Consider the following 26,028-nt stretch of genomic DNA (forward strand, 5'->3'; position numbering starts at 1 on the left):
TTAATGTTTGAGTTCATCAGGAATGGGCTGATTGAGTGGAATAGGCTTAGGTCGTCGGCCCTGGCCTTTTTGAAATGTTCTTAATTGGAATACATAAGCGAGCACCTGGGCAACGGCGGTAAACAAGCCCTCTGGAACTTGCTGATCTAATTTGGTGGTATGATAAATTGCTCTGGCTAATGGCGGCGCTGACACAATCGCAACATTATGCTCTCGAGCTATGGCTCTTATTTGGAAGGCAACATCATCAATCCCTTTTGCGACCACAAAAGGGGCGGTTGAACGGCTAGCATCATATTTGACGGCAACAGCATAATGCTCAGGGTTAACCACGATCACATCCGCGCTAGGGACTTCTGCCATCATGCGCTTTTGCGCCATCTCTCTTTGCATTTGTCTGACTCGGGCTTTAACCTCAGGCTGACCTTCGGTGTCTTTATATTCATCTTTTATTTCTTGTTTGGTCATCTTGAGCTGTTTATTGTGATTCCATACTTGAAATGGCACATCGATAAGCACAATCAATAACGTCGATGAGCATAAAAGAATAAACATCCACACCAATAAATCTAACGCATGGTAAACATTGCTGGGTAAGTGATCATTAGATAATTGAAGAATTTCAAAAAAATAGACATCCAGCAATAGATAAGCAGAAAACGCCACCACAGAAAATTTTGCAATACCTTTGGTGAGCTCAACTAAAGCCTGGGTACCGAACATACGCTTAAAGCCACTCATGGGATTCATCTTGCTGCCTTTAGGCATAAAGGCTTTAACGGAAAAGTTAATTCCGCCTAAAACGATATTCCCCAGAAAGGATACTACCGCAACCATGACAATAAAACTCATTAAAGGGATTGCAAGCTCAGTGCCGACTAGCCCCCAAACACGGAACATGGAGTTAGTGTCAAAAATTTGTGCGCGCTCCATGGTAAAAATCTGCTCCATGATACGAAACAAACTTTTAGCAAGAGCAGGCCCTGTCATCATAAATCCCACAGAAGAAGCCAATAGCACTGCAGCTGTGCCTAATTCTTTTGAGCGAGCAATTTGCCCTTTTTCGCGCGCCTGCTCAAGGCGCCTCCCAGTAGGTTCCTCGGTTTTTTCTTGGCTACTATCATTTTCGGCCATAACTTATCCTAAATACTGCAGTGATAAGACTAAATAATACGTTTAGAACACGGTGGCTTGATCAAGCTGACAATTTAGCTTGAGTAAATCACACATCAACACTTGGGCTGAATACCATACTTCATCAAAATGAGCCATAATTGGCCCAAGCGTTAGCCACAAAATAAATAAGCCACTCACCATGGTGACAGGGAAACCAATAGAAAAGATGTTTAGCTGCGGCGCCGCGCGGGTCATAACCCCAAAAGATAAGTTAATTAATAATAACGCGACAATGGCTGACATTGACATAGTTAAGGCTGCACCGAACATATAGCCCCCCCACTCCGCCAATATTTTATAATTAGCAAGTTCTATGCCTTGATTTGATATTGGAATTGTTTCAAAACTTGCCACTATCATGCGAAACATCAATAAATGCCCATCAATAGACAAAAAAATCAGTGTTGCAAGTAAAAGAAACAGGTTACCGACCACAGGAGTTTGCTCACCTGAGCCTGGATCTATCATAGAAGCAAAGCCTAAGCTGGTCTGCATACCAATAATTTGACCCGTCAATACAAAGACTTGCATCATCATCAAGGTGACAAAGCCCATAACAGTACCAATTAAAATTTGCTGCAAGGTGATAAATACAGCACTCAAAGCAAATAGCTCTACGTCTTTGATTTCAGGTAACACTGGCGCAATGGCAAAGGTAAAAGCCACGGCTAACAATAAACGCACCCGCGAAGAAGTCGTGTTCGCGCCAAATACAGCCATGATCATCAGCATTGAAGATATACGAAATAGTGGCCATAGATAGGCTGCTATCGTTTGACTGATTTCATCAAACAATATTTCCATCGGTTAGCCTATTACTTGTGGTATTAGGTTCACCATTTGTAGGAAAAAATCCATCATGGTTTGTACCAGCCAATGACCTAAATACATTAAAGCAAATAGGGTAACCAACAAGCGAGGTAAGAAGCTTAAAGTTTGTTCGTTAATGGACGTTGCAGCCTGAAATACTGCCACAATTAAGCCGATAAACAGACCGGGAAGAATAATCGCTGACACTATGAGTACTATGACAGATAAAGCTTCACGAAAGATATCAATTAAGGCTTCAGGAGACATGGCACAGCTCCTTAAATTCCAAAACTATTGGCTAAGGTACCCATGACTAAACTCCAGCCATCCACCAAAACAAACAGCATGATCTTAAATGGCAATGATACGATCATAGGTGACAACATCATCATACCCATGGCCATTAAAATACTGGCGACCACCAAATCTAATACCAAAAATGGAATAAACAGCATAAAACCAATTTGAAAAGCAGTTTTAAGTTCACTGGTGATGAACGCAGGAATGATAACGCTCATGGGCGCTTCTTCAGGTGATGTAATGCCTTTATAACCCGAGATTTCCACAAAGGTTTGCAAATCAGTTAATCTTAATTGCGATAGCATAAAGCTTTTTATGGGCAGCTTACCCACTTCATAGGATTGTTGCAGTGTCATGGTTTCATTGATGTAAGGCTCTACTGCCTCGGTGTAAATTTTATCGAACACCGGCGACATAATAAAAAAAGTCATAAATAAGCTAATACCCACTAACACTTGATTTGAAGGTGTCTGCTGCAAACCTAATGCTTGGCGTAAAATAGACAATACCACTATGATGCGAGTAAATGAGGTGAGCATAATGACCATGGCAGGAATAAAGCTCATTGCTGTCATTAAGATCAAAATTTGCATGGTCACAGAGTACTCTGCAGACCCATCCGCCGCTGTTTTGACCGTTACAGCAGGTAAAATACCTTCTGCAAATCCAGCTGGAGAAAACCCTAAGCCAATAAGCAGAACAAGCCCAATCCAATAACGCATTATTGACTCTCCTTAGCCTGCTTTAGCCGCTGAGCAAAGGACTCACTTTCAACCTGAACTTGTGTCTCAAGTTTTTCAATTAAGTTTATTTGCGAGCTGGTGACACCTAACAGATATTGCTGGCCATTCACTTCAATCAACACCACCTTTTCTTTTGGTCCCATAGAGGCCACGGCGATAGATTTAATCACGCTGTGCTGCGACGGCACTAAATTGAGGCGTTTAACGATATAAGCCAAGACAAAGATAATCCCTAATACCACAATCAAGCCGCCCACCATACTCGCCATTGAAGCAATATGTGACGTGTCTTGGCTTGCATTTATTACAGGTTCAGGTGCTTTCACCCCTGATTCGCCTATAACCCCTGCAGCAACAAGCGGTAAATTTAATAATACATCTAACACAGCGTTCTCCTTGTAGCCTTGATAAATCAAAATGAGGTCAAAGGACCTCATTTATCACGCTACTCAACCCAACTTACCTCTAGATAAGTTATTTAAGCTTTTTAATACGTTCGGTTTGGCTGATAACGTCAGTTAAACGAATACCAAACTTATCATTGACGACAACCACTTCACCGTGAGCAATTAAGGTGCCGTTAACCATTACATCAAGCGGTTCACCTGCAACTCTGTCAAGCTCAACCACTGAACCTTGATTTAACTGGAGTAAGTTACGAATGCTGATAAAACTCCGGCCCACTTCCATAGAAATCGTGACAGGGATATCAAGTATCGAATCAAGCTTGTCAGCTTCTTCTTGAGTTATCGGCCTAGATTCATCAACTAGCTCATCGAGCTGAATTTGCTCAGCTTCTTCGATTGCTTGTTCAGCCATGGCCGCAGCCCAATCATCACCTGTGTCTTCTGTACTCATTACATCACCTTATAATTCGGAAATATCACGGCCTTTGCTCTTACGGGTCACTAGCTGCAATTCAGTTTTCACTGTCTCTGGACGAGCAATTTTTTCACTGATTTTCAATGCTAAATGATCTCTAGACTTACCCATTTTACAACGGTATGTAGGTAAATCTTCGATACGCATCATAATATGCTCAGGTAATTCAATAGGAATAATGTCCCCAGCTCTTAACCCCATCACATCACGTAAGGTTAATTCATGCTCAACAATATTGGCATCAAACCCTACTTTCACATCCATAATTTCATCGCGTAGTGCCTGAGACCAACGCATATCTGTATCTTGCTTATCACTTTGCACCCCCGCATCGAGCAATTCACGAATTGGCTCAATCATGGAGTACGGCATAGTAATGTGGAAATCTCCGCCGCCGCCATCAACTTCTATATGGAATGAGTTAATCACTACCACTTCCGTTGGACTGACAATGTTTGCCATTGCAGGGTTAACTTCAGAGTCCAAATAATCGAACTCAACATCCATAACGGGCGCCCAAGCTTCTTTATAATCTTCGAAAATGATTTTCAACAGTAACTGGACAATTCGACGTTCTGTGGGCGTAAATTCGCGGCCTTCAATTTTGGCATGAAAACGACCATCTCCACCAAAGAAGTTGTCCACAAGAATAAACACTAATCTTGCTTCCATGGTGATAAGTGCTGTGCCTTTCAGTGGGCTAAAGCGGACCATGTTAAGACTGGTTGGCACAAATAGAGTGTGAACATACTCGCCAAACTTCAGCATTTGAACGCCATTAATAGACACTTCTGCGGCTCGGCGCATCATGTTAAACATGCTGATCCTAAGATGGCGAGCAAAACGTTCATTAACGATTTCAAGGGTGGGCATACGCCCGCGAACAATACGATCTTGAGACGAGAAGTCATAGGACCTGGCATCGCCGCCATCGTCATCGACGTCATCCTCATCTACATCATCAACACCATGTAGCAGCGCATCAATCTCATCTTGGCTTAATAAATCACTCACATTATTGCCTTAGCATTCCATTCATGGGGGGAATTCACCGGTTATTGCATCACAAAGCCGGTAAATAAGACTTTCTCTACCACAGTGCGGCCAGTAACTGGCTGTAAGGTATTTTGCACATTAAGTAGTGCCAGCTGCCTTAGTTCATCTTTGCCCGCCTGGGTGCTTAATTTTTGCACATCCGCGCCACTAAAAGTGGTTAATAATGCATCTTCAATTAACGGAATGTGCTTTTGAGTTAATATTCCATCATCCCCACGAACCATAAGCTGTACTTTGATTTCAACTAAACGGGAACGATCAACACCAGGAAGGTTAAATAGAAATGGCCTTGGCATACCTATGTAATTAGCTTCTGCAAGGGGCGTTCTTCCAGCTGCAGGAGCACTAGTTGAGCCAGCAGCTTGGGCGACATCTTCAACTGGCGCATCACTTGACCCCATAAAAAACCATAAGCCACCTCCGATAGCGAGCACTAGCACTAAACCAATACCGCCAAATATAATCAGTTTACTCTTGCCCTTACCTTCATTTTTAAGTTCTAACGATTCTTCATCTGCCATAGTGTTGTCCGTCTGGGTTAAGGCTATTGGTAGACCGAGTCTTTGAAGTTACTCCAGCAAGAATAACCCTAAAGCGCGCATATCTCACTTAAATATATAGACTATTCTGCCTTAGATGTTTAATTGTGTATAGGTTACCGACTTATGCATAATAATCTATAGCAGAATTGGAGTGGCTGGTACGATTTGCCATCAAGTTAGTCTCTTGTGCTGCATTATCATCCAGTTGTTCACCACCATAACGCTCGCCACCCTGCCGCTGATCTTTATCTCCACGTCCGCCATCGCCTTGCGAAACATGGCTATCAGAAAGTTGCATTCCCTCTTGAGCCAATAAATCCCGTAACTTTGGCAGTGCCTGCTCAACCAAATCCTTAGTCTGCGAGTGAGCGACTTGAAACTGTACCTGTGTCTGATCCCCTTGGACATTAATTTTGACTAACATATGCCCAAGCTCTGGAGGATCAAGACGGATCTCTGCTTGCTGTATGCCTTTACTCACCATGGTGATCAATTGTTGCTGCATCACTGGTGAAAACTTTTTGATCATTTCCTGCATCTGCAAGCCAGCTTCACCTTGTTTCAAAGATAACTGAAATTGTGGCACCTCACTCTTATGCACGGGTGTGAAACTTGACTGATTTTGCAATGCCTTAAGTGCAGCGCTGTCATCTGAGTTTGTGTCTCCAATACTGTTACCTAACTCATTCACAGCCATGCTTGCTGCATTTATGCCTTGACTTAATTCAAACTTTTTAGCCATTTGAGTATCCAAAGTAACATTAAGCTCAGCTTTAGCTAGCTCAGCACCGGCAAGTTTGGCATCCACTGGCTTTGCGACCTCTTCATTGCCAAGAATATGTAATTTATCCTTAGCTAAGACGCCGGTTTTGATTTTATCATCAGCCACCATTTGTGCTCCCAACTCAGCATTTTCATTTTCTTGTGAGTTATCTGCCGCAATATTGGCTTTATCTTGTAGCCAAGCTAGAACACCTGCTGGCAAGGCTATGGGAGCAACGGCATTATTTGCAGCTTGAGCATTGTAATTTTCCACCAATGCCGCTAACTCCTCTGCTGAAAGCTGAGTCAATGATTCAGCATCTAGCTCGGCAAAGCTTGCTAAAGCAAGCTGCTGCTCCTCTGACAGCTGAGAAAGAAAGTTGTCTTGTCCCATCTCATCGAAGACACTCTTGACTCCTAAGGATCCGTCAATAAGCTCTGGCGGCAATTGATTGCCGACAGCCTCTTCATTATTGTCATTTGCACTCGTTTTACCCGTTAAATCAATTTGAGCCAGAATAAGCTCTAAATTAACATCAGCCTCATCTTCAGAAAGAATGTCATTTTGAGCCGATGAAAATGAAGCTGAAATACTTGCCGATGTATTTGAATCGTATTTACTCGATGAAAACCCTTCGCTTTGAGTGTTAGACACTTGATTTAGCGCAGCTAAAAATGCATCTGAGCCAGAACTTGAAGACAATTCTCCTGGTGAGGATTTGCTCACCTTCGCGCTTGAACCCAATAAAATATTGTTCATCTGTTCCATAGCTATCTCCAAACCTGTGTTATCAACGGACTCAATCAACGTCTAAATTTCAAATCAGCATTAACCAAGCAAATATAGTGCCACATTAAAAAATTGTTTCAAGCTGGTCTGCGGCGTAATAAAGACAAGGCATTTTTCTTACACTTTTACTGAGGGCGATGGGATAGAGTTACTGCCTTGGCTTTTTGCGAATAAACTGCTGCATCGCAAATTCATCAGACATCTTTTGCTCACGCAGGTTTTCAGCATGAACGCGTTTCTGCGCTTTTTGATCTAGCAACATTTCTACCGCTTTACGTTTTTGCTGTTTCTCTTGCCAATTGTTTTGTCGATAAATCACTTGAGTTTCAGCATCTTTCAGCACATTCACTTGTTGGGAAATCGCATTATCAACCTGTTTAATAAACTGATGAAATTGGGAGTAATGATTAGCACTGAGTGTTTTGCCCTGCTGCTGTCCCATTTGCTTCATATAATCGAGACGATAATTATTTAATACCTCCAGCTGCCCTTGGTACTTTTGTTTATCTGACTGAATAGATTTAAGTTGCAATGCCGCTTTTTCTTCGGCGTCACAAGCAAGCTTTAATACAGTAAACAGGGGATCTTTTTCCATCGAATAGCACTCAATTAGTGTTTAATAAATCGTCACTCGGACGTAACTTGAACGTAATTCTAGGTGCACTCTAGCAGTAAAATGGCCAATAACTTGACACTAGAATGGGCCTACGGCTAGATATTACATTGAGCGGCGATTTGGCTCAGCATAAGCTGGCTATCATCAAAACTAATGGCGTCTTTAAATCCTTGGCGTAGGAAAGCATTCATCGCAGGCTGCAATCTAATGGCATTGTCTATGCGTGGATCGCTGCCTTGTGCATAAGCGCCGATAGAAATAAGATCTCGGTTTTGCTGATACATGGAATACATTTGTTTCACCCTTCGCATCGCTTCGAGGTGTTCATTTGATATAACCATAGGCGCCACACGACTAATTGATGATTCAATATCTATCGCAGGGTAATGACCTGAGTCGGCTAAACGCCTTGAAAGTACAATGTGTCCATCCAAAATCGCCCTTGAAGCATCTGCAATAGGATCTTGCTGATCATCACCTTCAGTCAGTACGGTATAAAAAGCGGTAATAGAGCCTTGCCCTGGACCGCCGTTACCAGCCCGCTCAACTAAACGAGGTAGTTTGGCAAACACTGAAGGTGGGTAACCTTTAGTTGCAGGTGGCTCACCCACAGCAAGCGCAACTTCACGCTGTGCTTGGGCGTAACGAGTTAAGCTATCCATCAATAACAATACGTTATAACCTAAATCACGAAAATACTCAGCGATTCGGGTCGACGTTTCACAGGCACGTAAGCGCATTAAAGGTGAAGTATCGGCAGGTGCTGCCACCACCACTGAGCGCGCGCGGCCTTGTTCACCTAAAATTTCTTCAATAAATTCTTTGACTTCGCGGCCACGCTCTCCTACTAACCCCACCACAATAATATCGGCAGTAGTGCCTCGGGTCATCATACCTAAGAGCACACTTTTACCAACGCCAGAACCTGCAAATAGCCCCATACGCTGACCTTTACCTACAGTTAGCATGGCATTAATGGCCCTCACTCCCACATCTAAGGGCTCAGTAATCGCCCGGCGTGAAAGTGGGTTAATGTTAGGACCATGGCGTGAAGCATGCTGATCGGTATTAAGTGGTCCAAGTCCATCCAAAGGTAAGCCACTACCATCTAATACTCTGCCTAGTAAGGCCATGCCAACATTGAGGCCTGATTGCTCTCCAAGGGGCTTAACTTTTGCCCCAGGAAGTACCCCTCTGAGCTCTTCAATCGGCATGAGGTAAAGGAGTTTATCGTCAAATCCTACGACTTCAGCAATTAACTCTCCTACCATAGTTTCAATTGAACATAAACTTCCCACTGGAGCACGACAGCCACTGGCTTCTAACGTCAATCCAACCACTCGCACTAGCTGTCCGCTGGCAACTGGCACTAAAGGATTAACCCGCTTAGTGTGTCCTTTTAGCTTATTGAGAAGTTGATGTTGACGGCTGAGCATCATGGTTCTCCTTGGCACTGTCATCGTCAACTGTGGTGTGTTGTTCTTGAGGCGCTACACTATCTGTACTATCTATGCTTTTCGTTAATTCAGTGTCAAAGGGCTTTGGCGACGGGGCTGTAGCAATCTCAGCGTCTAAAGTTGTGCTTTTGGGAGCGGTCAACTCCACAGGTTCAGTTTCTAAGCTTTCATTTTGATGCTCCGCCTCACCTTGCTCCTGTGGTTGATGGGCATCAGTATTGTCGCCCGCACTAGCCAGGGCATCTTGTTTTGAACTCTCAGCAGCCTTATGAATATTAAACTCGTCAGCATCGATAATATCTGTGGTGTAACCTTTGTCATCCCCTTTGTTTGCTTGAATTTCAGCGCCTAATCCACTTGATTGTTGCTTTAGATCTTCTAGCACTTGAGCCATGCGCTCTTCAATTCTCAAATCTACTGCTGAACGTACGCTATCAATAATACAATCCCCTCCTGATAACGCGGGATCAACATCTAGTTGCCAACTGTTTTTGTCGAGTTGCTCTTGGCTATAAAATTGACTAATAAGTTCTGCATCTTGCTGATTAACACGAATTTTGATTTGCTGCTCTTTTATAGGCAGTGAATTGATCCCTTGCCGTAGGGCGGCAAGAATGTGCTCAGGATGGGTGTTAATTTCGTTGATAATAACCGCTTTACTTAATGCTAATACTAAACTTAATAGTTCAGACTCTATTTCTTGATCTAGCACCGCTAAAGGTTTTTCAAATTGCTCAAGGATATGGCTAAAGCGCTGAACTAAGGCATCGGCTTCAGCTTTTCCGGTTTCTAAACCTTGTTGCTCACCTTGTTCGAGTCCTTGTTGATGACCTTGCTCTAAACCTTCCAAGCGGCCTTGCTCTAAACCTACTTGATAGCCTTCTTCTTTACCTTGCTGAAAACCTTCTTGCTCGGCAATAGCGCGCATTTCTTCAAGCTGCGCCATAGTTAAAGGTTTAGGCTCTTCTTCTACGGGCTCATCAACCACATGTGGTTGTGGCTTTTTACCATAAAGATTAGAGGGACCAAGAGACTGAGCATCGCTCATATCAGGCAAACGCCAATGACTGAACTCAGGTTCATCATCAACACTGAGTACATGTTTAAAACGATTCGGTTTCGATTCAGTCATCCAGTTACCGCTTATAAAGCATATTGATTAAAGACCAATGCTAGCATTATTCAGTATAGTCATTGGTATCATTTATCACGTGAGTTTAGAGGAAGTCATCGCCGCCACCGCCACCGCCGAGCATGATCTCACCGCTATCACTCAATCGGCGAGCAATGGAAAGGATTTCTTTCTGAGCAGACTCAACTTCACTGACACGAATTGGCCCCATGGCATCAAGATCATCACGCAGCAACTCAGCGGCGCGTTTGGACATATTACCCAAAATTTTCTCTTTAAGTTGATCGTCAGCACCTTTAAGGGCTTTCATTAACACATCTTGCTGTACTTCACGTAGTATGGCTTGAATACCTCTATCGTCAACATCGATAAGGTTTTCAAACACAAACATCATATCTTGGATTTGCTGCGCCATCTCTTCATCAGATTCACGCATGGTTTCCATGATCTGACTTTCAATGCCTGTATCTAGGTAGTTCATAATGTTCGCAGCCGCTTTTAAGCCGCCCATTTTGGCCGCTTGTGCACCGCCTTGACCCGCAAACTGTTTCTCCATGATGTCGTTAAGCTCTTGCAGCGCCGCAGGTTGCACTTCTTCTAAATTGGCAATACGCATCATAAGATCAAGACGAGTATTCTCTGGGAACTGACTAAAAATCTCAGCGGCTTGATCAGGCTCTAAATAAGATAATACTATGGTCTGGATCTGTGGATGTTCATTTTGGATAATGGTCGCAACTTGTCTTGCATCCATCCATTTCAGAGACTCAAGGCCCTTAGCCCCGCCGCCCATAATAATTTGCTCAATAAGATTGCCAGCTTTATCTTCACCCAGTGCTGCAGTTAAGGCTTTACGAACGAATTCTTCACTGTTAAAACCAATGGATGAAAACTTCTGGATATCATCCAAAAACTGCTTATGAACACTGATAACTTTCTCTTGGCCAAAGTCATCCATGCCCGCCATTGCCATACCCACTTTCTGCACTTGCTTGGGTTCCAAATGCTTTAAAATTGAGGCGGCATCACCTTCGCTCAAGCTGAGCAAAAGAATGGCAGTTTTCTCTATGCCAGTAAGATTGATACTTGCACCTTCGGCGTTTTCAGCCACATCTGTTTTATTTTTGGGCATCTTCTAATAACCAGTTTTTCACAACTTGAGTTGATAGCTCGGGCTCGTTGGCGACCAGAGCTCTGATGGCTTTTATCATATCATCATCTTTGTGCAGATTTGGAATATGAATTGAACCATCGTCAGCGTAACTGTATTCAGCTTCTTTAGTATTAAGCATACCGAGCGTATCTGCTGCATATTGATCTTCAATCTCAGCCAATTCATGACCTAGACGAGTATCATCTGGCATATTAACCCCATCAGGATCAATAAGACGTTTAAGCATAGGCCTTACTACCGCTAAGATAAGTACCAAAATTACAAGCGCGCCTATGCCTAGCTTAACCGCACGCCAAAACCATGGCTGCTCCCACATATCTGGGGCGGGCAATTCTTCAAGTAGATGATCCATAAAGGGGACCGTGACCACTTCAAGCGTATCGCCGCGCTGGGAGCTAAATCCTACAGCACCTTCTAATAAACGGCGAATGTTAGATAATTCTTGTTCGGTGCGCGCCACTTTAGCAATTTGACCATCTTCACCAGCAGCACCAGCTTTGAAATCAATGGCCACTGAAACACTCACTCGCCTTACTACACCCACTTGTTGGCGTGTATGGCTTATTGTGGTGTCGAGCTCAAAGTTACGGGTCGCTTCTCTGTGACTATTACCACTGCTGGCACTTTCTGTCGCTTCTCCAGCATTTTCGGGGATATCAGACTCCATTGGTGGCTGATTGGTCAAAGCGCCGGGGATGCCGCCGATCCGCTCACCATCGCTATTGGTTTCTATGGTCATTTCACTGCGAAGCGCTGGTAAGTCTGGGGCAAAACGTTTAGAGGTTTGCTCGATGGCGGTAAAGTCCATGGTCACATCAACTTCTGAGGTGAAGTTCTCAGGACCAAGAATAGGCATTAAGATAGATTCGATTTTTTTGCGGTACTCAGCTTCTTGATTTTGCACTAATTCAAGTTCACGACGTGCACGAGCTGAAGCGCCATCTTGACTGCCAGAATTGAGTAGACGGCCATTAGAATCTGTAACTGTTACCCGCTCAGGCTCTAAACCTTGTACAGCTGATGCGACGATATCAACAATAGAGTCAATTTCTTCTTGACCCAGTGATCCCCGTCTAACGTTAATGACCACTGTTGCACTTGGCTGAGATTGATTACGAGCAAATACGTTTTCTTTAGGTAGTGCTAAAATCACTTTCGCACGACTCACACTTTTCAACTCTTCAATAACTCGAGCAAGATTAAGCTCTTGACTGTGTTTAAGCCTAGCCTGTTCCATTCTTTGGCTTACACCAAAGCCACTGTCTTTGCTCAAATAATCATTGCTGTCGGCTTTATTTTCAATGCCAGCGCGGCTCAAAATCAATTTAATATCTTGGTATTGGTCTTCAGGTACTTTAATAACATCGAGCTGGATTTCATATTGGATCTGATTTTGATCGAGTACATCAAGTACTTGGATCATTTCAGCCGTTTCCATTTTACCTAAAGGGCGATATTCAGGCTCTTGAGCCCACATCATCACAAAAACGGCTAACGCTAAACAGACAGCCAAGGCTAAGATCATGGTTATTTGGCGCAAAAAGTCTGTGCTGCCAATATTACTCATTAGCCCTGATTTATTCTCTTCGGCTACGCCAGTGCTATCCGCACCGTCTGAACCCACTATGATATCTGTGCTCACATTCAATACCTGCTAATTGAGTGAAAAAATGCCTAAACGGGCATGCTCATGATTTCTTTATAGGCTTCAACAAGCTTATTACGCACTTGTACCGTAGCCTCAAATGCAACGCCCGCTTTCTCTCTCGCAATCACAGTATCAGATAAGCTCACACGTGTGTCTCCCATATCTAATCTTGTCGCTAAACTTGCTGAGTTTTGCTGGAGCCCATTGACACTCCCGACGGCCTGAGACAAAAGCTGTCCAAAATCTGCACCTTGAGTGTTATTCACTTGCTGGAGCAGGTTGGGACGAATTCCATTAGTCTGTGACGGTGTGATTTCACCACGAAGTGACTGCATTTCTTGCAATAATGGATTTGCGCTTATTTGCATTTTGAGCTCCCTTTCGTCGGAAAGTTGACGAACAATACCTAGTTAGTGGAGTTAGTGCAAATTAAATGCCAAGACGAGAAAATAAATAAAATTAATAGCATAAAAAATCTACTCATCATTGGACGAGTAGATTAAGTGTTTGAGCTGAGTATCCTGTGTTTAAAGCGAGAAGAACCAGCTTTAAGCGCTAAACCCTACCTAACCTCAACTCGGGTTAAGAGATGGATGGGCGGCAGTGAATTATCAAATAAATTCAACATATTACATTAAACTTTAACTTTACCCTGAAAACAAGGCGAATTTGCGCGTCAATAGCTAGCCTATTGCAAGTCTTCTCGTGTAAAGGAATAACGCAGTTAGCAGTGCAAAGAGCTGTTTGATATGCATTGATTCTCCCGAGCTGAGGTTACCTAGTTAGCGGCAGAGAAAATGCGATTCATTAGGCTGGGAGCTCAATCCCCATATCACGCATTTTTGCCATTTTATATCTTAAAGTACGGGCACTAATGCCTAAGCGTTCAGCAACATCTTTACGGCTACCATTACATTGATTTAAGGTTTCGAGAATAATCACATGCTCTTGAGCCTTTAACTCATCCCCTAAACCATCAATCTCTACTGTTTTGGCCGTTACGCTGGTGTCAGCACTTAAACACACATCACCGGAATCAATAATGATGTCATCCCCTCCGATACTGTCACCTGAGTACAAGATCATCGCTCTTTGAATAACATTATCCAACTCTCGTACATTTCCAGGCCATCGATGGGCAAGTAAGCGTCTGGTTGCCTGTTCATCAAGCTCTGGTACACCTCCAGAACTAGAGGTATGTTTTTGGATCAAATGCCTAGCCAAAGGCAAAATATCTGCAGGTCTTTGATTAAGGGCCGGCCATACTAATGGGAATACATTGATCCGATAGTATAAATCTTCCCTAAACATGCCTGATGATGCCATCGTTTTTAAATCACGATTAGAGGTCGCGAGCACTCGAACATTAAGCTTTATGGTCTTTCGGCCGCCCAAACGCTCGACTTCTCTCTCCTGCAGCACCCGTAATAGCTTTGCCTGTAAGCCCAATTCCATTTCTGAAATTTCATCCAGTAATAACGTGCCGCCTTGGGCTTGTTCAAACTTGCCAGGGCAAGCCTGATAGGCGCCTGTGAACGCCCCTTTCTCATAACCAAATAAGGTGGCTTCTAGCATATTTTCTGGAATTGCAGCGCAATTGATAGCAACAAATGGCTCTAAGCTACGTGAGCTATTCTGATGAATGTATCGGGCCAATACTTCTTTACCCGAACCACTTGGCCCCATAATCATTACCGATGCATCCGATGCTGCGACTCGCTGGGCTAACGCTAACAGAGCGTGACTTTTCTCATCTGCAACCACAGGCTGTTGATTATCATTTTTCAACGGCAAATAACGAGACACTTGATTAAGTAATACTTCTGGCGCAAAAGGCTTGGCCAGATAATCTACTGCACCAAGTTTCATCGCACTAACGGCACTATCAATGGTGGCATAGGCCGTCATCAATAATACGGGTAACTTAGGGTGATGCTGCTGCATATACTTAAGCAAGCCTATCCCACCGACACCGTCCATTTGCACATCGCTGATAACCATATCAAAAGAGGCCTGTTTAAGCGCCATGATAGCCTCCTCAGCAGAAGCCACATCTACACAGTCGTAATGCGCTAACTGCAAAGTATCAAGCAAGGCTTCACGCAGTGCATTATCATCTTCAACCAATAATAATTTTGCTTCAGACATAAGACTGCTCCTGCTCATTTGATACGGTATTAAAATGGGGAAAAGATAAGCGAATTAAGCAGCCCATGGATTCCTGTGATGAGATTTGCAAACTGCCTCCATGACTTTTCACCACAGATTGGACTACCGCCAGCCCAAGGCCAGTACCCTGACTCTTAGTGGTAAAAAATGGCTCTAATACTTGCTGTTGCATCAATGGGGCTAGGCCTTTGCCGTTATCCATTACATCCAAAATTAACGTATCGCCTTTGTCCATGGCGCTAATGTGCACTTTATCAGCCCCAGCTTCAAAGCTATTAACCACCAGGTTATTAATCGCTGAGCTTAGCGCACTTAGATTTGCAGATAGCGTCAGTTTTGATTCATTGCTCACACTAAGCAGGCAATTTTTTTGCTCGGCAATGGGTTCACAATTAGCAAGAACGGTTTGAATAACTTGTTCTAGGGTAACATTTTCAGCTGCGCCATCTTGCCTGCCTTTTGCCATCAACAGCATATCGTTAACTTGGCGCTCTAATTCATTGAGTCTATCGATTAATTTAGACTGAAATTTTACTTTAACAGCATCGCTCAATTTGGGACTAGCAAGGTTAGAGGCATACAACAACGCTGCCGATAATGGCGTGCGTACTTGATGGGCAAGCGTTGCTACCATTTTTCCTAAGGCAGATAGCCTCTGTAAATGTGAGAGATTTTTTTGTAATAAACGGGTTTCGGTCAGATCGGTTAATACGATTAGCTGCCCAGGCTCTGGCGTCAGAGGCGTTATTGCCAGTTTTACACGGCGACCATCTTTTAACGACACTTCGTGACCATCATCTTCTTGTGGCGCAAAAGCTCGATTAATAATATCAAGCCAGCGCATCCCTTGTAGCGGACGTCCTAGTAGCTCAGTGGCTACCGGATTTGCCAGAGTCACAACACCATCACCATTTAAAATGACCACGCCAGATGGCATAGCCTGCAATATATGCGTCATCTGATTTGACATATTTGCCGCCTCAAGTGAAGAGGAAATATTGAAAGTTTGAGCGGATTGCCTAACATTGGCATTAGTTAGGGCCTGCGAACTATATTGAGTATTAAATGGATCCGCGCTGGCTATTAATACCTTAGCCTTGAGAGGCAAAGCGGTTACTGCTTGGCTTGCTTTAGGGGCTAAATGCATGATCACTCCGTCAATAAACTTACTGTTAACGGCTTAAATGCATTTATCGTGCCAAATAAAAAGCCCACCGGGGTGGGCTTTAACATGCTGATATTAAATAAGATAAAAATCCACAATTGAATTTATCATACAATATACAGGGAATTGATCTCTGTTAATCTTTTGACATTCCGTATTTACGCATCTTCTCAACCAAGGTCGTTCTGCGGATCCCGAGCATTTCAGCAGCTCTGGCCACCACACTATCTTGTAGCTCTAACGCTTGACGGATCATGTCTATTTCAAGCTCAGCAAGCAAATCTTTAAGATTCACCCCTTCTGGTGGCAACTCTGAAGGGAAGCGAGTCTCAGGCAACTCCACCGGTTCTTCATCGCTAAAAATTGAAGCCAATGCATCACGCTCTAGTTGCTCTTCATCCACCTCTACACAGTATTCGGGAACATCAATATAACGGTACTTATGGGGTAAATCGTTGACATCAACCAAACCGCCAGGAAATAGAATGGTTAAACGCTCAACCAGGTTTGATAATTCACGCACGTTACCGGACCAGTTATGTTCCTTTAACGACTCGATAGCTCGTTGAGTAAAACGGACTTTGCCTCGACCTTCATTAAATACGCGGCTGACAAGTTCCTGTAACAACAATGGCACATCATCACGCCTTTCACTCAGAGCTGGCATTTCGATTGGAAATACATTCAAGCGGTAATATAAGTCTTCACGAAACTCATTTTCCACAATCATAGATTCTAAGTTTCTATGGGTTGCAGCCACTACACGCACATTTGTGCTAATGGTTTTAGAGCCACCAACACGTTCAAAGACTTTCTCTTGCAATACTCGCAGTAACTTAACTTGCATTTGCATTGGCATATCGCCAATTTCATCAAGAAATAGTGTACCGCCTTCAGCAAGTTCAAAACGACCTTTACGCGAAGATATTGCCCCAGTAAAAGAGCCCTTTTCATGGCCGAATAATTCGCTTTCAAGTAATTCGGCGGGAATTGCACCACAATTAACAGGAATAAAAGGCCCGTCGCTACGCTCTGATAAATAATGAATATTACGGGCAACCACTTCTTTACCCGTTCCTGATTGGCCTAAGATCAGCACAGTGGCATCAGAACTCGCCACTTGGTTAATGAGGTGCCTAACATGAGCAATGCCATCACTGCGTCCCACAAGGCTTCTGAATAATTTAGTCTGATTAACACTAATGGGCACTTGGGATTTTTTAGCTTCACCATAAACCTGGCAAAAGTGCAGCAACTCAGTTAATTGAGGATAATTGAAGGGTTCATCAATGATACCAAGAACATTAACACTCACTGATTCATCTTCACCATCTAGCAATAAAATCGGTTGCCAGGGAATGGTTTTTTGTAGTGACGTTAGCACCTCGGCGGATACGACATGACTTGCCACAACTACAGCACGAAATCGAGTGTGCTCTGTCAATGATGAAAGCTTCTCAGGAGTGATCAGTTCACACTGTTCACCTAGAAATTCGAATATACAGCACAAACGTGTTACACGTTCTGAAGGGCTGGCGACGATTAAGATCCGTTGTTCTATTTGCATCATTGATAAGACCAAAACTCGTATTGGTGTTAAATAATATTTCTACTGTCACGTTTAAGCAGATGTCCCTTAAGATTAAAATCTATAACCACTTAGACTCACATTTACTTAACGCTTTAAAATAACAAATATTGTGAAACTTAGCAGTCAGGGATACTCTGATTAACATTATCTTGTGTTAAAGAAATCATCATTAAGACTGCGAAGTTAACAGGAGGTAAATATTGTATTATCAAGGCCCGAGAAGCAAGCATCTGTTGTTGCTAATCACGATCTCAATGAATTTTAGGCTATAACTGCTGGTTTTACATACAGATGTGTCAATTTAATGACGACATAACAAAAAGAGCCTGCTAAAAAGGCTCTTTTTGTTAATCGAGTATTCAATTAATTTGTTTCAGGATTTGCTGATATATGGTGTTTATCTTGTGGGATATTATCCCAGCCTTCTTTGAGCGTTTTTAGCAGTGACACGACTTCATCAATGGCTTTAGGATCGCTGTTAACATTAGCTTCTGACATCCTGCGTAACATAAAATCATAAAGATGATTCAGATTACCCGCCACATCGCCTTCAGCATCCATATTTAAGCTACTGTTTAAGCCTGCGACTATGCCAATAGCTTTACCCATAAAAATGCCACGTTTTTCAATATCACCTTGCTCAATTGCCCATTTCGCTTGGGCTAAACGTTCTAACGCTCCGGCAAATAACATTTGAATAATACGATGGGGTGAAGCCACGGCTAGGTTACTGTCTACTGAAACTTTACGATATGTTTGCATGGAACCGCGCATAATCACCTACCTATTTGAATCTATTGCTTTATACACATTAATTTGGCGTTTGGTTTTAATGCCAACTTGGAGTAATGAATGACGGAAGTTTAATATCCGAGTGCTTTGCTTAATCAAGGTCTGAGTCATATCAAATTGCTGCTCTAACGCTTCTCTATCGATAAACAAGGGGTCCGATACTAAGGCGTCTAATAAAGTTTGACGCCTTAGTACGAGTTCCTGCAATTCTGATACCAAGTCAGAAATTGATTCATCTTCTGGCTCTCGTTGCTCAATCTGCTTCATGCAGGCGCTTATACTAAGATTCAAGCCTTTAATATCCTCAATGCTTGCGACCACACTAAGCCCCCTTTGGAATAATCAGATTACTAATAAAACAAGGTACAAAACAAAGCTAACATGCCTTCTTAACTTTTTCTCACTAAACCAGGAAGAGAGTTTAATCGGGCCGTTAAATTACTTGATTGAGAATTAAGACTTGCAACTACACTATCCATTGCATTGTACTGTTTATATAAGCGTTCACTGTATGATGCCATCCGTAGATTCAATGCTACCCGGCTATCTTGGATACGACTGACTTGCTCATCCAAGCTGGTATCACGGCTATCTATTATACCGCCAGTTTTAACATAACTATCAAGCATTTCAGACATTTTTGTTGCTAAACCAGTATTCTCAGTTGTAAATAGGCTGGTAATATCTGCGCCTCGAGTATCAATGGATTCAGTGAGCTTCTTAGCATCAATTTCTAGTAACCCTTCTCGAGTCGTTTTGATACCAAAACTTGCTAATGAATCAGAACCTGAACTCGTGCTAAAACTACTTGACAATATACTCCGAACTTGACTTTGAATGCTCCTTGGCAAAGCATCTCCTTGCATCACACCAGATTTTTTAGTCTCTGCGTTATACCCGGTCAAATCATTAATGCTTGTCATCATTGAGTTGTAAGATTTAACAAAGTCTTCAATTGCTGACTTGGTTTTACCTGTATCTTTAGTGACGCTCACAGTCGTCGTTTTAGCAAGGTCTGCAGCTGTCAATGTTAAAGATACACCAGTGATGGCAGTTTTCATCTCGTTGGTTTGGGATACAACTTTAACACCGTCAATGTGTGCAATAGCATTTTTAGCAGGAGTAAGCTCTGACATGGTAAAAACATCTGATAGCCCAGTACCAGCACCAGTGTTCACTGCTGTGACTGAAATTAAATTATCTTCACCGGTTTTTTTTGAACCCAATACAAGTTGCGGCCCGAGTTCACCACTTACTATTGTCGCGGTAACATCAGTATTGGATGCAGAACCATTAATTTTATCCATAATACTGGTTAAAGAATCAGTATCTGAAACATTGATGTTAAAAGGCGTTCCAGTACCCACACCGATAGTTAAGGTGCCTTCACCAACGGCTGACGTCGCATCAGCAGCTACAGCGGTTCCTTTTTTTTGGCTCTGTGCTAATTGTTCAACTTTAATTAAGTAACTACCTGAAACAGCATCTTTATCTACCGTTGCGCTAAGGTACTCTTTGCTTGAAGTGGAAACCTTCTGACTTGCAAAGGTCTCCGCTTTGGCCAGAGTCGCTAATTTATCTTTAAATTCAGACATAGTACTTTTTAACGTACCAATCCCAGAAATCTGCGCATTAAGTTTTCCTTCAGTAACATCAAATCTAGCGGTTTTACCTGCGCTCTCAGCATTGACCAATGCGGTAACAATGCCACTGATGTCCATTCCAGAACCAATACCAACTGATGTTAATCCCATACTAACCTCTGCTCATTTTCTGCTTAACTAACTCCAGCCAACAGTGTACACATTGCAAGCTAATCTTAAATGACTATGAATAATACAAAGCTAAACTTCCGTTTTCATTAATAGTCCAGCCACTTCATTTAACTTTTTGGCGATATCAAGTGCTTCTTCATTTGGGATCTGACGAATTAAATCCCCAGTTTTTACGTCAATGACTTTAACCACTTGCATACCAGAATCTTCATCGACGTTAAAAGCCAATCCCTTTTGCATCACGTTCATGCTTTTTGATATATCATCAACGGCTTTTTGTAATTCTTCACTGTCAACTTTAGATGCTTGATTGACTTTATTGACATTTCTCTCGGTGTCACCAGCAGATGGAATACCAGAATCTGGCAACACTTCTTGAGCCTGGCTCACCTGCTTATCCATTAAACTAGATAAGCTGTCTTTTTTTGATGCTAAATTTGATGTAGTCGCTAAATTGACATCCATGGTACACCTCTAACTCTTTCAGCTAACAAGCAATTAATATACCAACATAACTCAATTGAACAACACATTAATGCTTGGGATTAACGAGCTTAGACTCTGTTCAATACTCTAAGCGTTTCTTTTACGTTTGTTCTGCAAGATGGTTTTCAAACCTTTCAGCTTCAGCTCTAATCATTAAAGAGCTAAGCTTAAAAAGTTAATCTTGAATACAACCACTTTAAAACAATAAAGGGAGAATCGCTAGCGACCCTCCCTATCTATCAAATTACATTGTTATTTATACTATTATAGTAGTGATAACGCTGTCTGTGGGATCTGGTTAGCCTGTGCAAGCATCGCTGATGATGTTTGCGATAGGATTTGCTGCTTAGTTAACTGGGCAGTTTCCTGAGCGAAATCGACATCTTGAATTCGGCTACGCGCATCAGACACGTTAGACTGAATGTTATTCAAGTTATTAATTGTGAAGTTCAAACGGTTTTGAACAGCACCCAAATCAGAACGTTGGCTATCTATTTGCCCAATCGCAGCATCAATAATACTAATAGAGTCTTGCGCTTTGGTCGCATCTGTAAGGTCAACACTTTCTACAGACTTAAAAGCAGAAGCTGCACTGTTAAATTCTGTAACCGCAGAGTTTGCAACACTAAATGCTGAACCACTAGATATTTCTACCGTGCCCGTTTTAACACCAGCAACAACACCACCTTCAGTCAACGCTAAACCACCGAAATCGACTGACTGGTTACCTGCTGCGGCGTTAGCAAATGAAGCAATGCTTATATCTGCGCCATCAGTATTACTTAGCTTTAATGATGACTTATCAGTAGGGTCTGAAAATTCAGCAGTAATACCTGTTACGCCTACCTTACCATTAATCGCTTCAGCAAGAGCTGTCAAGTCTGAACTAGAACCTACACTCGCCGCGATTGCCTCTCCGTTTAAGGTGAAACTAACATCACCGCCAGCACTCAAGCTCTTTAGCGTCATTTCATTTGATGCCACTGCTTTAGCATCAGCTCCAACCGCTGATGTAGCAGTATTTATTGCGCTAGCAATATCTTTAGCACTAGCACCAAGACTCCATGCGATAGCACCTGTTGTTTTGCCACCAGTCGTTAATGTTAAATCTGTTTCAGCTGCAATACCGTTAGTAGCTGCAGCAACATTCATTGCAGAACCACCCATTGTCATTGTATTACGGCCTAATGATGATGCTTTAACGCTTGTTAAAGAAACACCGATGGTTTCGTTAGCATTGGCACCAACCTGGAAATTTTTAGAGCCAAATGAGCCATCTAGTAACTTTTGTCCACCGAATGACGTTGTTTCTGCAATACGTGTCAATTCAGATTGCAATGAAGATATTTCTTTTTGCATTGACTTACGGTCATCACTTGAGTTTGAACCGTTAGCTGACTGCAAAGACAAATCACGCATACGTTGCAAAATATTAGTCGACTCTTGCATTGCGCCTTCAGCTGTTTGGGTAATAGAAATGCCGTCATTCGCATTTCGAGCCGCTACACCTAAACCATTAATCTGACTGGTCAAGCGATTTGAAATTTGTAGACCTGCAGCATCATCTTTAGCACTGTTAATGCGAAGACCTGAAGCTAAACGCTCCATTGAGGTTTTAAGACCACCGTTAGCACCATTTAAGTTATTTTGTGCTTTCATTGATGTGACGTTAGTGTTTACTGAAATAGCCATGATTTATGCCCTCTACCTAACTTGAATAGTGCCTGTCAGTACTGTCAGGCGAAGTTTATTTTCTACATACACTGTAACGGCATAGAATAAAAAACCTTTAGAAAATAATTTCAAATAAACAGTCTATGCAAAAAAAAACTTATAAATCAAAGCAAAACTAACCTCAGCTCGGGATAATAAATATGTATCAAACAGCTCTTTGCACCGCTTTGACTCCAGAAGACTTGCAATAGGCTAACTATTGACGCGTAAACTCGCCTTGTTATCAATACAAAGTTCAAATTTGAGTGCTATTGGAGTGCTAGATGTTAAATTTAGGCTGTTTGAACAGCATTTATTCATCTCTTAACCCGAGTTGAGGTTAACTAAAAAGCAGACCCTAAGGTCTGCTTTTACTTCAAACGAGGCCAATTTAGATTGACTAACCCAATAAGGATAACGCTGTCTGTGGAATTTGATTCGCTTGTGCAAGCATTGCTGAGGATGTTTGCGATAAAATCTGCTGCTTAGTGAGCTCAGCAGTTTCCTTTGCAAAGTCAACATCTTGTATACGACTACGAGCATCAGATACATTTGACTGAATGTTGTTCAAGTTATTAATCGTGAAGCTCATGCGGTTCTGCACAGCACCTAAATCTGCTCGTTGGCTGTCTATCTGTCCGATAGCGGCATCAATAATACTAATAGAATCTTGTGCTTTTGCTGCATCAGTAATATCTACGCTCTCGGTGGACTTAAACGCAGATGAGGCAGTATTAAATTCAGTACCAGCAGAGTTCGCCAAACTGAAAGAGTCGTTACTAGCAATCTCTACAGTTCCGGTTTTAACTGCAGCCACTGCGCCACCCTCAGTCAAAGGAAAACCACCAAAATCAATTGATTGGTTACCAGCTGAAGCATTGGCAAAGGCAGCAATACTGATATCAGCACCATCTGAGTTACTTAGCTTTAATGAAGATTTATCGGTAGGGTCACTAAATTCTGCCGTAACACCCGTAGCACCTTTTTGTCCATTAATCGCTTCAGCCAATGCGGTTAAATCTGACCCCGAAGCCACACTTGCCGCTATTGCTGTGCCATTTAAGGTGAAACTTAATGCACCTCCAGCGCTCAAGCCTTTCAAGTCCATTTCATTTTTAGCCACTGCTTTAGCATCAATACCTGAGCCAGTAGTTGCAGTGTTAATCGCTAAGGCAATATCTTTCGCGCTAGCACCTAAGCCCCATGTAATGGCTCCTGTTGTTTTGCCACCACCGGTCAAGGTTAAATCTGTCTCTGCGGCAATACCATTTGTCGCGGCCGCAACATTCATTGCCGTACCTGCCATGGTCATAGTATTTCGACCTAATGATGAGGCTTTAACGCTTGAGAGTGACACACTAATAGTTTCATTAGCATTCGCTCCAATTTGAAAAGACTGAGTGCCATAGCTTCCATCAAGTAATTTTTGACCACCAAATGACGTTGTTTCTGCAATACGAGTCAACTCAGATTGTAATGCGGTCAATTCTTTCTGCATCGCTTTACGATCATCTGCAGAATTGGAGCCGTTGGCTGACTGTAGCGATAAATCACGCATACGTTGCAAAATATTAGTCGACTCTTGCATCGCACCTTCAGCAGTTTGTGCAATCGAAATACCATCGTTAGCATTACGTACCGCGACACCAATACCATTTATTTGACTGGTTAAGCGGTTCGCAATTTGCAGACCTGCAGCATCATCCTTTGCACTATTAATACGTAAGCCTGACGATAAGCGCTCCATTGACATAGATAGCTTGCTATTAGCGCCATTAAGGTTGTTTTGCGCTTTCATTGATGTGACGTTTGTATTAACTGAAATAGCCATGTTACGTTCCTCTCTTAGTAGCATTGCCAAGACTTAGGAGCTTGGCTAAACGTGTTAATAAAGTAATCTTATCAATATGTTATGCTGGAACCACTCATATACCGCAAACATTGATGAAAACTCTTAAACCGTATTAATTAAAATTGTGGGTTAACTCTATACTCGTGCCAAGCTGGGATCTTGCCGCCAGCAAAGCTGTTAAATGTAATCAAACAAACTTGTCGAACTGACTTTGCTAAACACACTCGATACCGCATTGAGTGCCAACTTTTGCTTTTCAAATTCGGTTATCGCTGCTGAAAGATCTAAATCTTCCACTTTTGATAACGCGGACGTGTTAATCAACTTCTCGTCAGCGTGATTGCCGCTATACTGTTCCAATACTTTTAAATTAGTCCCAGTAACACTTCTTTCCTGACTCATTTGTTTGACACCGCTATCGATATTATTCAATAACTGTGCCAACTCTGATTGACCAGCTGGAGTTTGGATTTGCGCATCATTAGATAACAAGCTGACAGCCTTACTTAGGCTATCAAAGATACTGACGCTACTAACTTCGCTAATCGTAAAGCTGTCACCGTTCTTGGGCTCCCCAGCTAACTTCACTTCAATGCCATTAAAACTAACTGGCACTAAATCATCAAAACCTACGACTGTGGTCACTATATTGGCAGGCACGGCACTGTCTAACACTTCAAGATTGGTGCCGCCAACACCATCATCAACGAAATTAAAAGTATAAGTATCAGGAACATGTGGTGTTGGCGGTGTAATTTTGGCGCTAGTAACGACAACATCCCCTTGCTGACTCGCCAAATAGTTGGCGCCATAATCTCCCATGGCATTAGCGCCATTCATAAACGCTGCATCCCCTGGTACATTAATGTTAAGCTGCACATCTGTAGCGACATTGCTTTTCTGAAATCTTGAATCACCGCTATAAACAGCCTTTTTGTTGGCATCGAATGAAAAAGGCTGCTGTTCTGTTTTATGTCCGGCAAAGATGTAATTTCCCGATTCATCTTTAGTATTTGCTAGCGTCATTAATTGCTCGAGAGTTTTATTCATCTCATCGGCAATGGCTTGCCGCTCTACTGACGTCATGCTGCCGTTAGCACCTCGTAGCAGCCCATCACGCATGCTCGCCACTAAATTATCAGCATGACCAAGCTGACTTTCGGCTAGCTGAACATGGCTAGTTGCGTAACCAATATTCTTAATAAATTGATCCGTTAAGGTATTTCGTTGCTTTAAGTTATCAATAGCAATAGAAGCAACCGGATCATCCCCTGCCGAATTGACTTTTTTACCCGTCGAAATTTGATTTAAAATAGAGTTAGTCGATGATTGCTTTTGTAAAATGTTTTGAGTATTTTGCTGAAAATATTGTCCGGTAGAAATTCTCATGATTTAAT

General features: G+C 42.5%; 25 protein-coding genes. All 25 read right to left on the minus strand.

The genetic code is table 11. The features are described from left to right. Positions 1 to 1,134 (minus strand): flagellar biosynthesis protein FlhB, encoded by a 1,134-nt coding sequence (gene flhB / locus H5073_RS01685; RefSeq protein WP_182676389.1) that lies wholly within the window; start codon positions 1,132 to 1,134, stop codon positions 1 to 3. A gap of 42 nt (positions 1,135 to 1,176) precedes the next feature. After that, positions 1,177 to 1,980, minus strand: coding sequence for a flagellar biosynthetic protein FliR (gene fliR, locus H5073_RS01690; RefSeq protein WP_182676390.1), 804 nt, complete (start codon positions 1,978 to 1,980; stop codon positions 1,177 to 1,179). Between the two features lie 3 nt (positions 1,981 to 1,983). Next, positions 1,984 to 2,253, minus strand: coding sequence for a flagellar biosynthesis protein FliQ (gene fliQ, locus H5073_RS01695; protein ID WP_011495781.1), 270 nt, complete (start codon positions 2,251 to 2,253; stop codon positions 1,984 to 1,986). Positions 2,254 to 2,264: 11 nt separating this feature from the next. Further along, complete coding sequence (gene fliP, locus H5073_RS01700; protein WP_182676391.1) at positions 2,265 to 3,008, minus strand: flagellar type III secretion system pore protein FliP; 744 nt, start codon at positions 3,006 to 3,008, stop codon at positions 2,265 to 2,267. Beyond that, positions 3,008 to 3,415: a flagellar biosynthetic protein FliO gene (gene fliO, locus H5073_RS01705; protein ID WP_310734217.1), complete on the minus strand. Its 408-nt coding sequence runs from the start codon at positions 3,413 to 3,415 to the stop codon at positions 3,008 to 3,010. The genes fliP and fliO overlap by 1 nt, the downstream gene beginning before the upstream one ends. A gap of 88 nt (positions 3,416 to 3,503) precedes the next feature. Continuing rightward, positions 3,504 to 3,887 (minus strand): flagellar motor switch protein FliN, encoded by a 384-nt coding sequence (gene fliN, locus H5073_RS01710; RefSeq protein ID WP_182676393.1) that lies wholly within the window; start codon positions 3,885 to 3,887, stop codon positions 3,504 to 3,506. A 9-nt stretch (positions 3,888 to 3,896) separates the two neighbouring features. After that, positions 3,897 to 4,925 (minus strand): flagellar motor switch protein FliM, encoded by a 1,029-nt coding sequence (gene fliM / locus H5073_RS01715; RefSeq protein WP_182676394.1) that lies wholly within the window; start codon positions 4,923 to 4,925, stop codon positions 3,897 to 3,899. Positions 4,926 to 4,966: 41 nt separating this feature from the next. Beyond that, on the minus strand, positions 4,967 to 5,488 hold the full coding sequence (fliL, locus tag H5073_RS01720; RefSeq protein WP_182676395.1) for a flagellar basal body-associated protein FliL: 522 nt from the start codon (positions 5,486 to 5,488) through the stop codon (positions 4,967 to 4,969). Positions 5,489 to 5,630: 142 nt separating this feature from the next. Further along, positions 5,631 to 7,040, minus strand: coding sequence for a flagellar hook-length control protein FliK (locus H5073_RS01725; RefSeq protein WP_182676396.1), 1,410 nt, complete (start codon positions 7,038 to 7,040; stop codon positions 5,631 to 5,633). Positions 7,041 to 7,209: 169 nt separating this feature from the next. Then, positions 7,210 to 7,656, minus strand: a complete 447-nt coding sequence (fliJ, locus tag H5073_RS01730) for a flagellar export protein FliJ (protein WP_182676397.1) — start codon at positions 7,654 to 7,656, stop codon at positions 7,210 to 7,212. Between the two features lie 116 nt (positions 7,657 to 7,772). Continuing rightward, on the minus strand, positions 7,773 to 9,113 hold the full coding sequence (gene fliI / locus H5073_RS01735) for a flagellar protein export ATPase FliI (protein WP_182676552.1): 1,341 nt from the start codon (positions 9,111 to 9,113) through the stop codon (positions 7,773 to 7,775). Further along, positions 9,082 to 10,266 (minus strand): flagellar assembly protein FliH, encoded by a 1,185-nt coding sequence (fliH, locus tag H5073_RS01740; RefSeq protein ID WP_182676398.1) that lies wholly within the window; start codon positions 10,264 to 10,266, stop codon positions 9,082 to 9,084. Before fliH ends, fliI begins: the two co-directional genes overlap by 32 nt. Before the next feature lie 85 nt (positions 10,267 to 10,351). Further along, positions 10,352 to 11,398: a flagellar motor switch protein FliG gene (fliG, locus tag H5073_RS01745; RefSeq protein WP_182676399.1), complete on the minus strand. Its 1,047-nt coding sequence runs from the start codon at positions 11,396 to 11,398 to the stop codon at positions 10,352 to 10,354. Then, on the minus strand, positions 11,385 to 13,070 hold the full coding sequence (gene fliF / locus H5073_RS01750) for a flagellar basal-body MS-ring/collar protein FliF (protein WP_182676554.1): 1,686 nt from the start codon (positions 13,068 to 13,070) through the stop codon (positions 11,385 to 11,387). The genes fliG and fliF overlap by 14 nt, the downstream gene beginning before the upstream one ends. A 44-nt stretch (positions 13,071 to 13,114) precedes the next feature. Next, the gene (gene fliE / locus H5073_RS01755) at positions 13,115 to 13,456 is read right to left on the minus strand and encodes a flagellar hook-basal body complex protein FliE (protein WP_182676400.1); all 342 of its coding nucleotides are present in this window, start codon (positions 13,454 to 13,456) and stop codon (positions 13,115 to 13,117) included. A gap of 439 nt (positions 13,457 to 13,895) precedes the next feature. After that, positions 13,896 to 15,236, minus strand: a complete 1,341-nt coding sequence (locus tag H5073_RS01760; RefSeq protein WP_182676401.1) for a sigma-54 dependent transcriptional regulator — start codon at positions 15,234 to 15,236, stop codon at positions 13,896 to 13,898. After that, positions 15,229 to 16,404 carry a PAS domain-containing sensor histidine kinase gene (locus H5073_RS01765; RefSeq protein WP_259394784.1) on the minus strand — a complete coding sequence of 392 codons (1,176 nt, stop codon included), beginning with the start codon at positions 16,402 to 16,404 and terminating at the stop codon, positions 15,229 to 15,231. The genes H5073_RS01760 and H5073_RS01765 overlap by 8 nt, the downstream gene beginning before the upstream one ends. A 154-nt stretch (positions 16,405 to 16,558) precedes the next feature. Further along, complete coding sequence (locus H5073_RS01770) at positions 16,559 to 17,992, minus strand: sigma-54-dependent Fis family transcriptional regulator (protein ID WP_182676402.1); 1,434 nt, start codon at positions 17,990 to 17,992, stop codon at positions 16,559 to 16,561. 384 nt (positions 17,993 to 18,376) lie between these two features. Beyond that, positions 18,377 to 18,787, minus strand: coding sequence for a flagellar export chaperone FliS (gene fliS / locus H5073_RS01775; RefSeq protein WP_182676403.1), 411 nt, complete (start codon positions 18,785 to 18,787; stop codon positions 18,377 to 18,379). Between the two features lie 6 nt (positions 18,788 to 18,793). Further along, positions 18,794 to 19,072 carry a flagella biosynthesis chaperone for FliD, FliT gene (locus H5073_RS01780; protein WP_182676404.1) on the minus strand — a complete coding sequence of 93 codons (279 nt, stop codon included), beginning with the start codon at positions 19,070 to 19,072 and terminating at the stop codon, positions 18,794 to 18,796. A 122-nt stretch (positions 19,073 to 19,194) separates the two neighbouring features. Then, the gene (fliD, locus tag H5073_RS01785; RefSeq protein ID WP_182676405.1) at positions 19,195 to 20,559 is read right to left on the minus strand and encodes a flagellar filament capping protein FliD; all 1,365 of its coding nucleotides are present in this window, start codon (positions 20,557 to 20,559) and stop codon (positions 19,195 to 19,197) included. A 90-nt stretch (positions 20,560 to 20,649) separates the two neighbouring features. Continuing rightward, on the minus strand, positions 20,650 to 21,045 hold the full coding sequence (locus H5073_RS01790; protein WP_259394785.1) for a flagellar protein FlaG: 396 nt from the start codon (positions 21,043 to 21,045) through the stop codon (positions 20,650 to 20,652). A gap of 285 nt (positions 21,046 to 21,330) precedes the next feature. Beyond that, complete coding sequence (locus H5073_RS01795; RefSeq protein ID WP_182676406.1) at positions 21,331 to 22,758, minus strand: flagellin; 1,428 nt, start codon at positions 22,756 to 22,758, stop codon at positions 21,331 to 21,333. Positions 22,759 to 23,179: 421 nt separating this feature from the next. Then, positions 23,180 to 24,610, minus strand: coding sequence for a flagellin (locus H5073_RS01800; RefSeq protein WP_182676407.1), 1,431 nt, complete (start codon positions 24,608 to 24,610; stop codon positions 23,180 to 23,182). A gap of 198 nt (positions 24,611 to 24,808) precedes the next feature. Further along, positions 24,809 to 26,020, minus strand: coding sequence for a flagellar hook-associated protein FlgL (gene flgL, locus H5073_RS01805; RefSeq protein WP_182676408.1), 1,212 nt, complete (start codon positions 26,018 to 26,020; stop codon positions 24,809 to 24,811). Between the last annotated feature and the right edge of the window lie 8 nt (positions 26,021 to 26,028).

The organism is Shewanella sp. SR44-3 (assembly GCF_014163735.1).
Taxonomy (GTDB): Bacteria; Pseudomonadota; Gammaproteobacteria; order Enterobacterales; family Shewanellaceae; genus Shewanella.

What these genes read in the sequence shown, in the direction of transcription:
- H5073_RS01800 (WP_182676407.1), bottom strand. Translation starts at nt 24,610, where the DNA reads ATGGCTATTTCAGTTAATACAAACGTCACATCAATGAAAGCGCAAAAC.
- H5073_RS01780 (WP_182676404.1), bottom strand. Translation starts at nt 19,072, where the DNA reads ATGAAGCAGATTGAGCAACGAGAGCCAGAAGATGAATCAATTTCTGAC.
- H5073_RS01760 (WP_182676401.1), bottom strand. Translation starts at nt 15,236, where the DNA reads ATGTCTGAAGCAAAATTATTATTGGTTGAAGATGATAATGCACTGCGT.
- fliD (WP_182676405.1), bottom strand. Translation starts at nt 20,559, where the DNA reads ATGGGATTAACATCAGTTGGTATTGGTTCTGGAATGGACATCAGTGGC.
- H5073_RS01765 (WP_259394784.1), bottom strand. Translation starts at nt 16,404, where the DNA reads ATGCATTTAGCCCCTAAAGCAAGCCAAGCAGTAACCGCTTTGCCTCTC.
- fliR (WP_182676390.1), bottom strand. Translation starts at nt 1,980, where the DNA reads ATGGAAATATTGTTTGATGAAATCAGTCAAACGATAGCAGCCTATCTA.
- fliE (WP_182676400.1), bottom strand. Translation starts at nt 13,456, where the DNA reads ATGCAAATAAGCGCAAATCCATTATTGCAAGAAATGCAGTCACTTCGT.
- fliG (WP_182676399.1), bottom strand. Translation starts at nt 11,398, where the DNA reads ATGCCCAAAAATAAAACAGATGTGGCTGAAAACGCCGAAGGTGCAAGT.
- H5073_RS01725 (WP_182676396.1), bottom strand. Translation starts at nt 7,040, where the DNA reads ATGGAACAGATGAACAATATTTTATTGGGTTCAAGCGCGAAGGTGAGC.
- fliN (WP_182676393.1), bottom strand. Translation starts at nt 3,887, where the DNA reads ATGAGTACAGAAGACACAGGTGATGATTGGGCTGCGGCCATGGCTGAA.
- flgL (WP_182676408.1), bottom strand. Translation starts at nt 26,020, where the DNA reads ATGAGAATTTCTACCGGACAATATTTTCAGCAAAATACTCAAAACATT.
- H5073_RS01770 (WP_182676402.1), bottom strand. Translation starts at nt 17,992, where the DNA reads ATGATGCAAATAGAACAACGGATCTTAATCGTCGCCAGCCCTTCAGAA.
- fliS (WP_182676403.1), bottom strand. Translation starts at nt 18,787, where the DNA reads ATGCGCGGTTCCATGCAAACATATCGTAAAGTTTCAGTAGACAGTAAC.
- H5073_RS01795 (WP_182676406.1), bottom strand. Translation starts at nt 22,758, where the DNA reads ATGGCTATTTCAGTAAACACTAACGTCACATCAATGAAAGCACAAAAT.
- fliP (WP_182676391.1), bottom strand. Translation starts at nt 3,008, where the DNA reads ATGCGTTATTGGATTGGGCTTGTTCTGCTTATTGGCTTAGGGTTTTCT.
- fliJ (WP_182676397.1), bottom strand. Translation starts at nt 7,656, where the DNA reads ATGGAAAAAGATCCCCTGTTTACTGTATTAAAGCTTGCTTGTGACGCC.
- fliL (WP_182676395.1), bottom strand. Translation starts at nt 5,488, where the DNA reads ATGGCAGATGAAGAATCGTTAGAACTTAAAAATGAAGGTAAGGGCAAG.
- flhB (WP_182676389.1), bottom strand. Translation starts at nt 1,134, where the DNA reads ATGGCCGAAAATGATAGTAGCCAAGAAAAAACCGAGGAACCTACTGGG.
- fliI (WP_182676552.1), bottom strand. Translation starts at nt 9,113, where the DNA reads ATGCTCAGCCGTCAACATCAACTTCTCAATAAGCTAAAAGGACACACT.
- H5073_RS01790 (WP_259394785.1), bottom strand. Translation starts at nt 21,045, where the DNA reads ATGGATGTCAATTTAGCGACTACATCAAATTTAGCATCAAAAAAAGAC.
- fliQ (WP_011495781.1), bottom strand. Translation starts at nt 2,253, where the DNA reads ATGTCTCCTGAAGCCTTAATTGATATCTTTCGTGAAGCTTTATCTGTC.
- fliH (WP_182676398.1), bottom strand. Translation starts at nt 10,266, where the DNA reads ATGACTGAATCGAAACCGAATCGTTTTAAACATGTACTCAGTGTTGAT.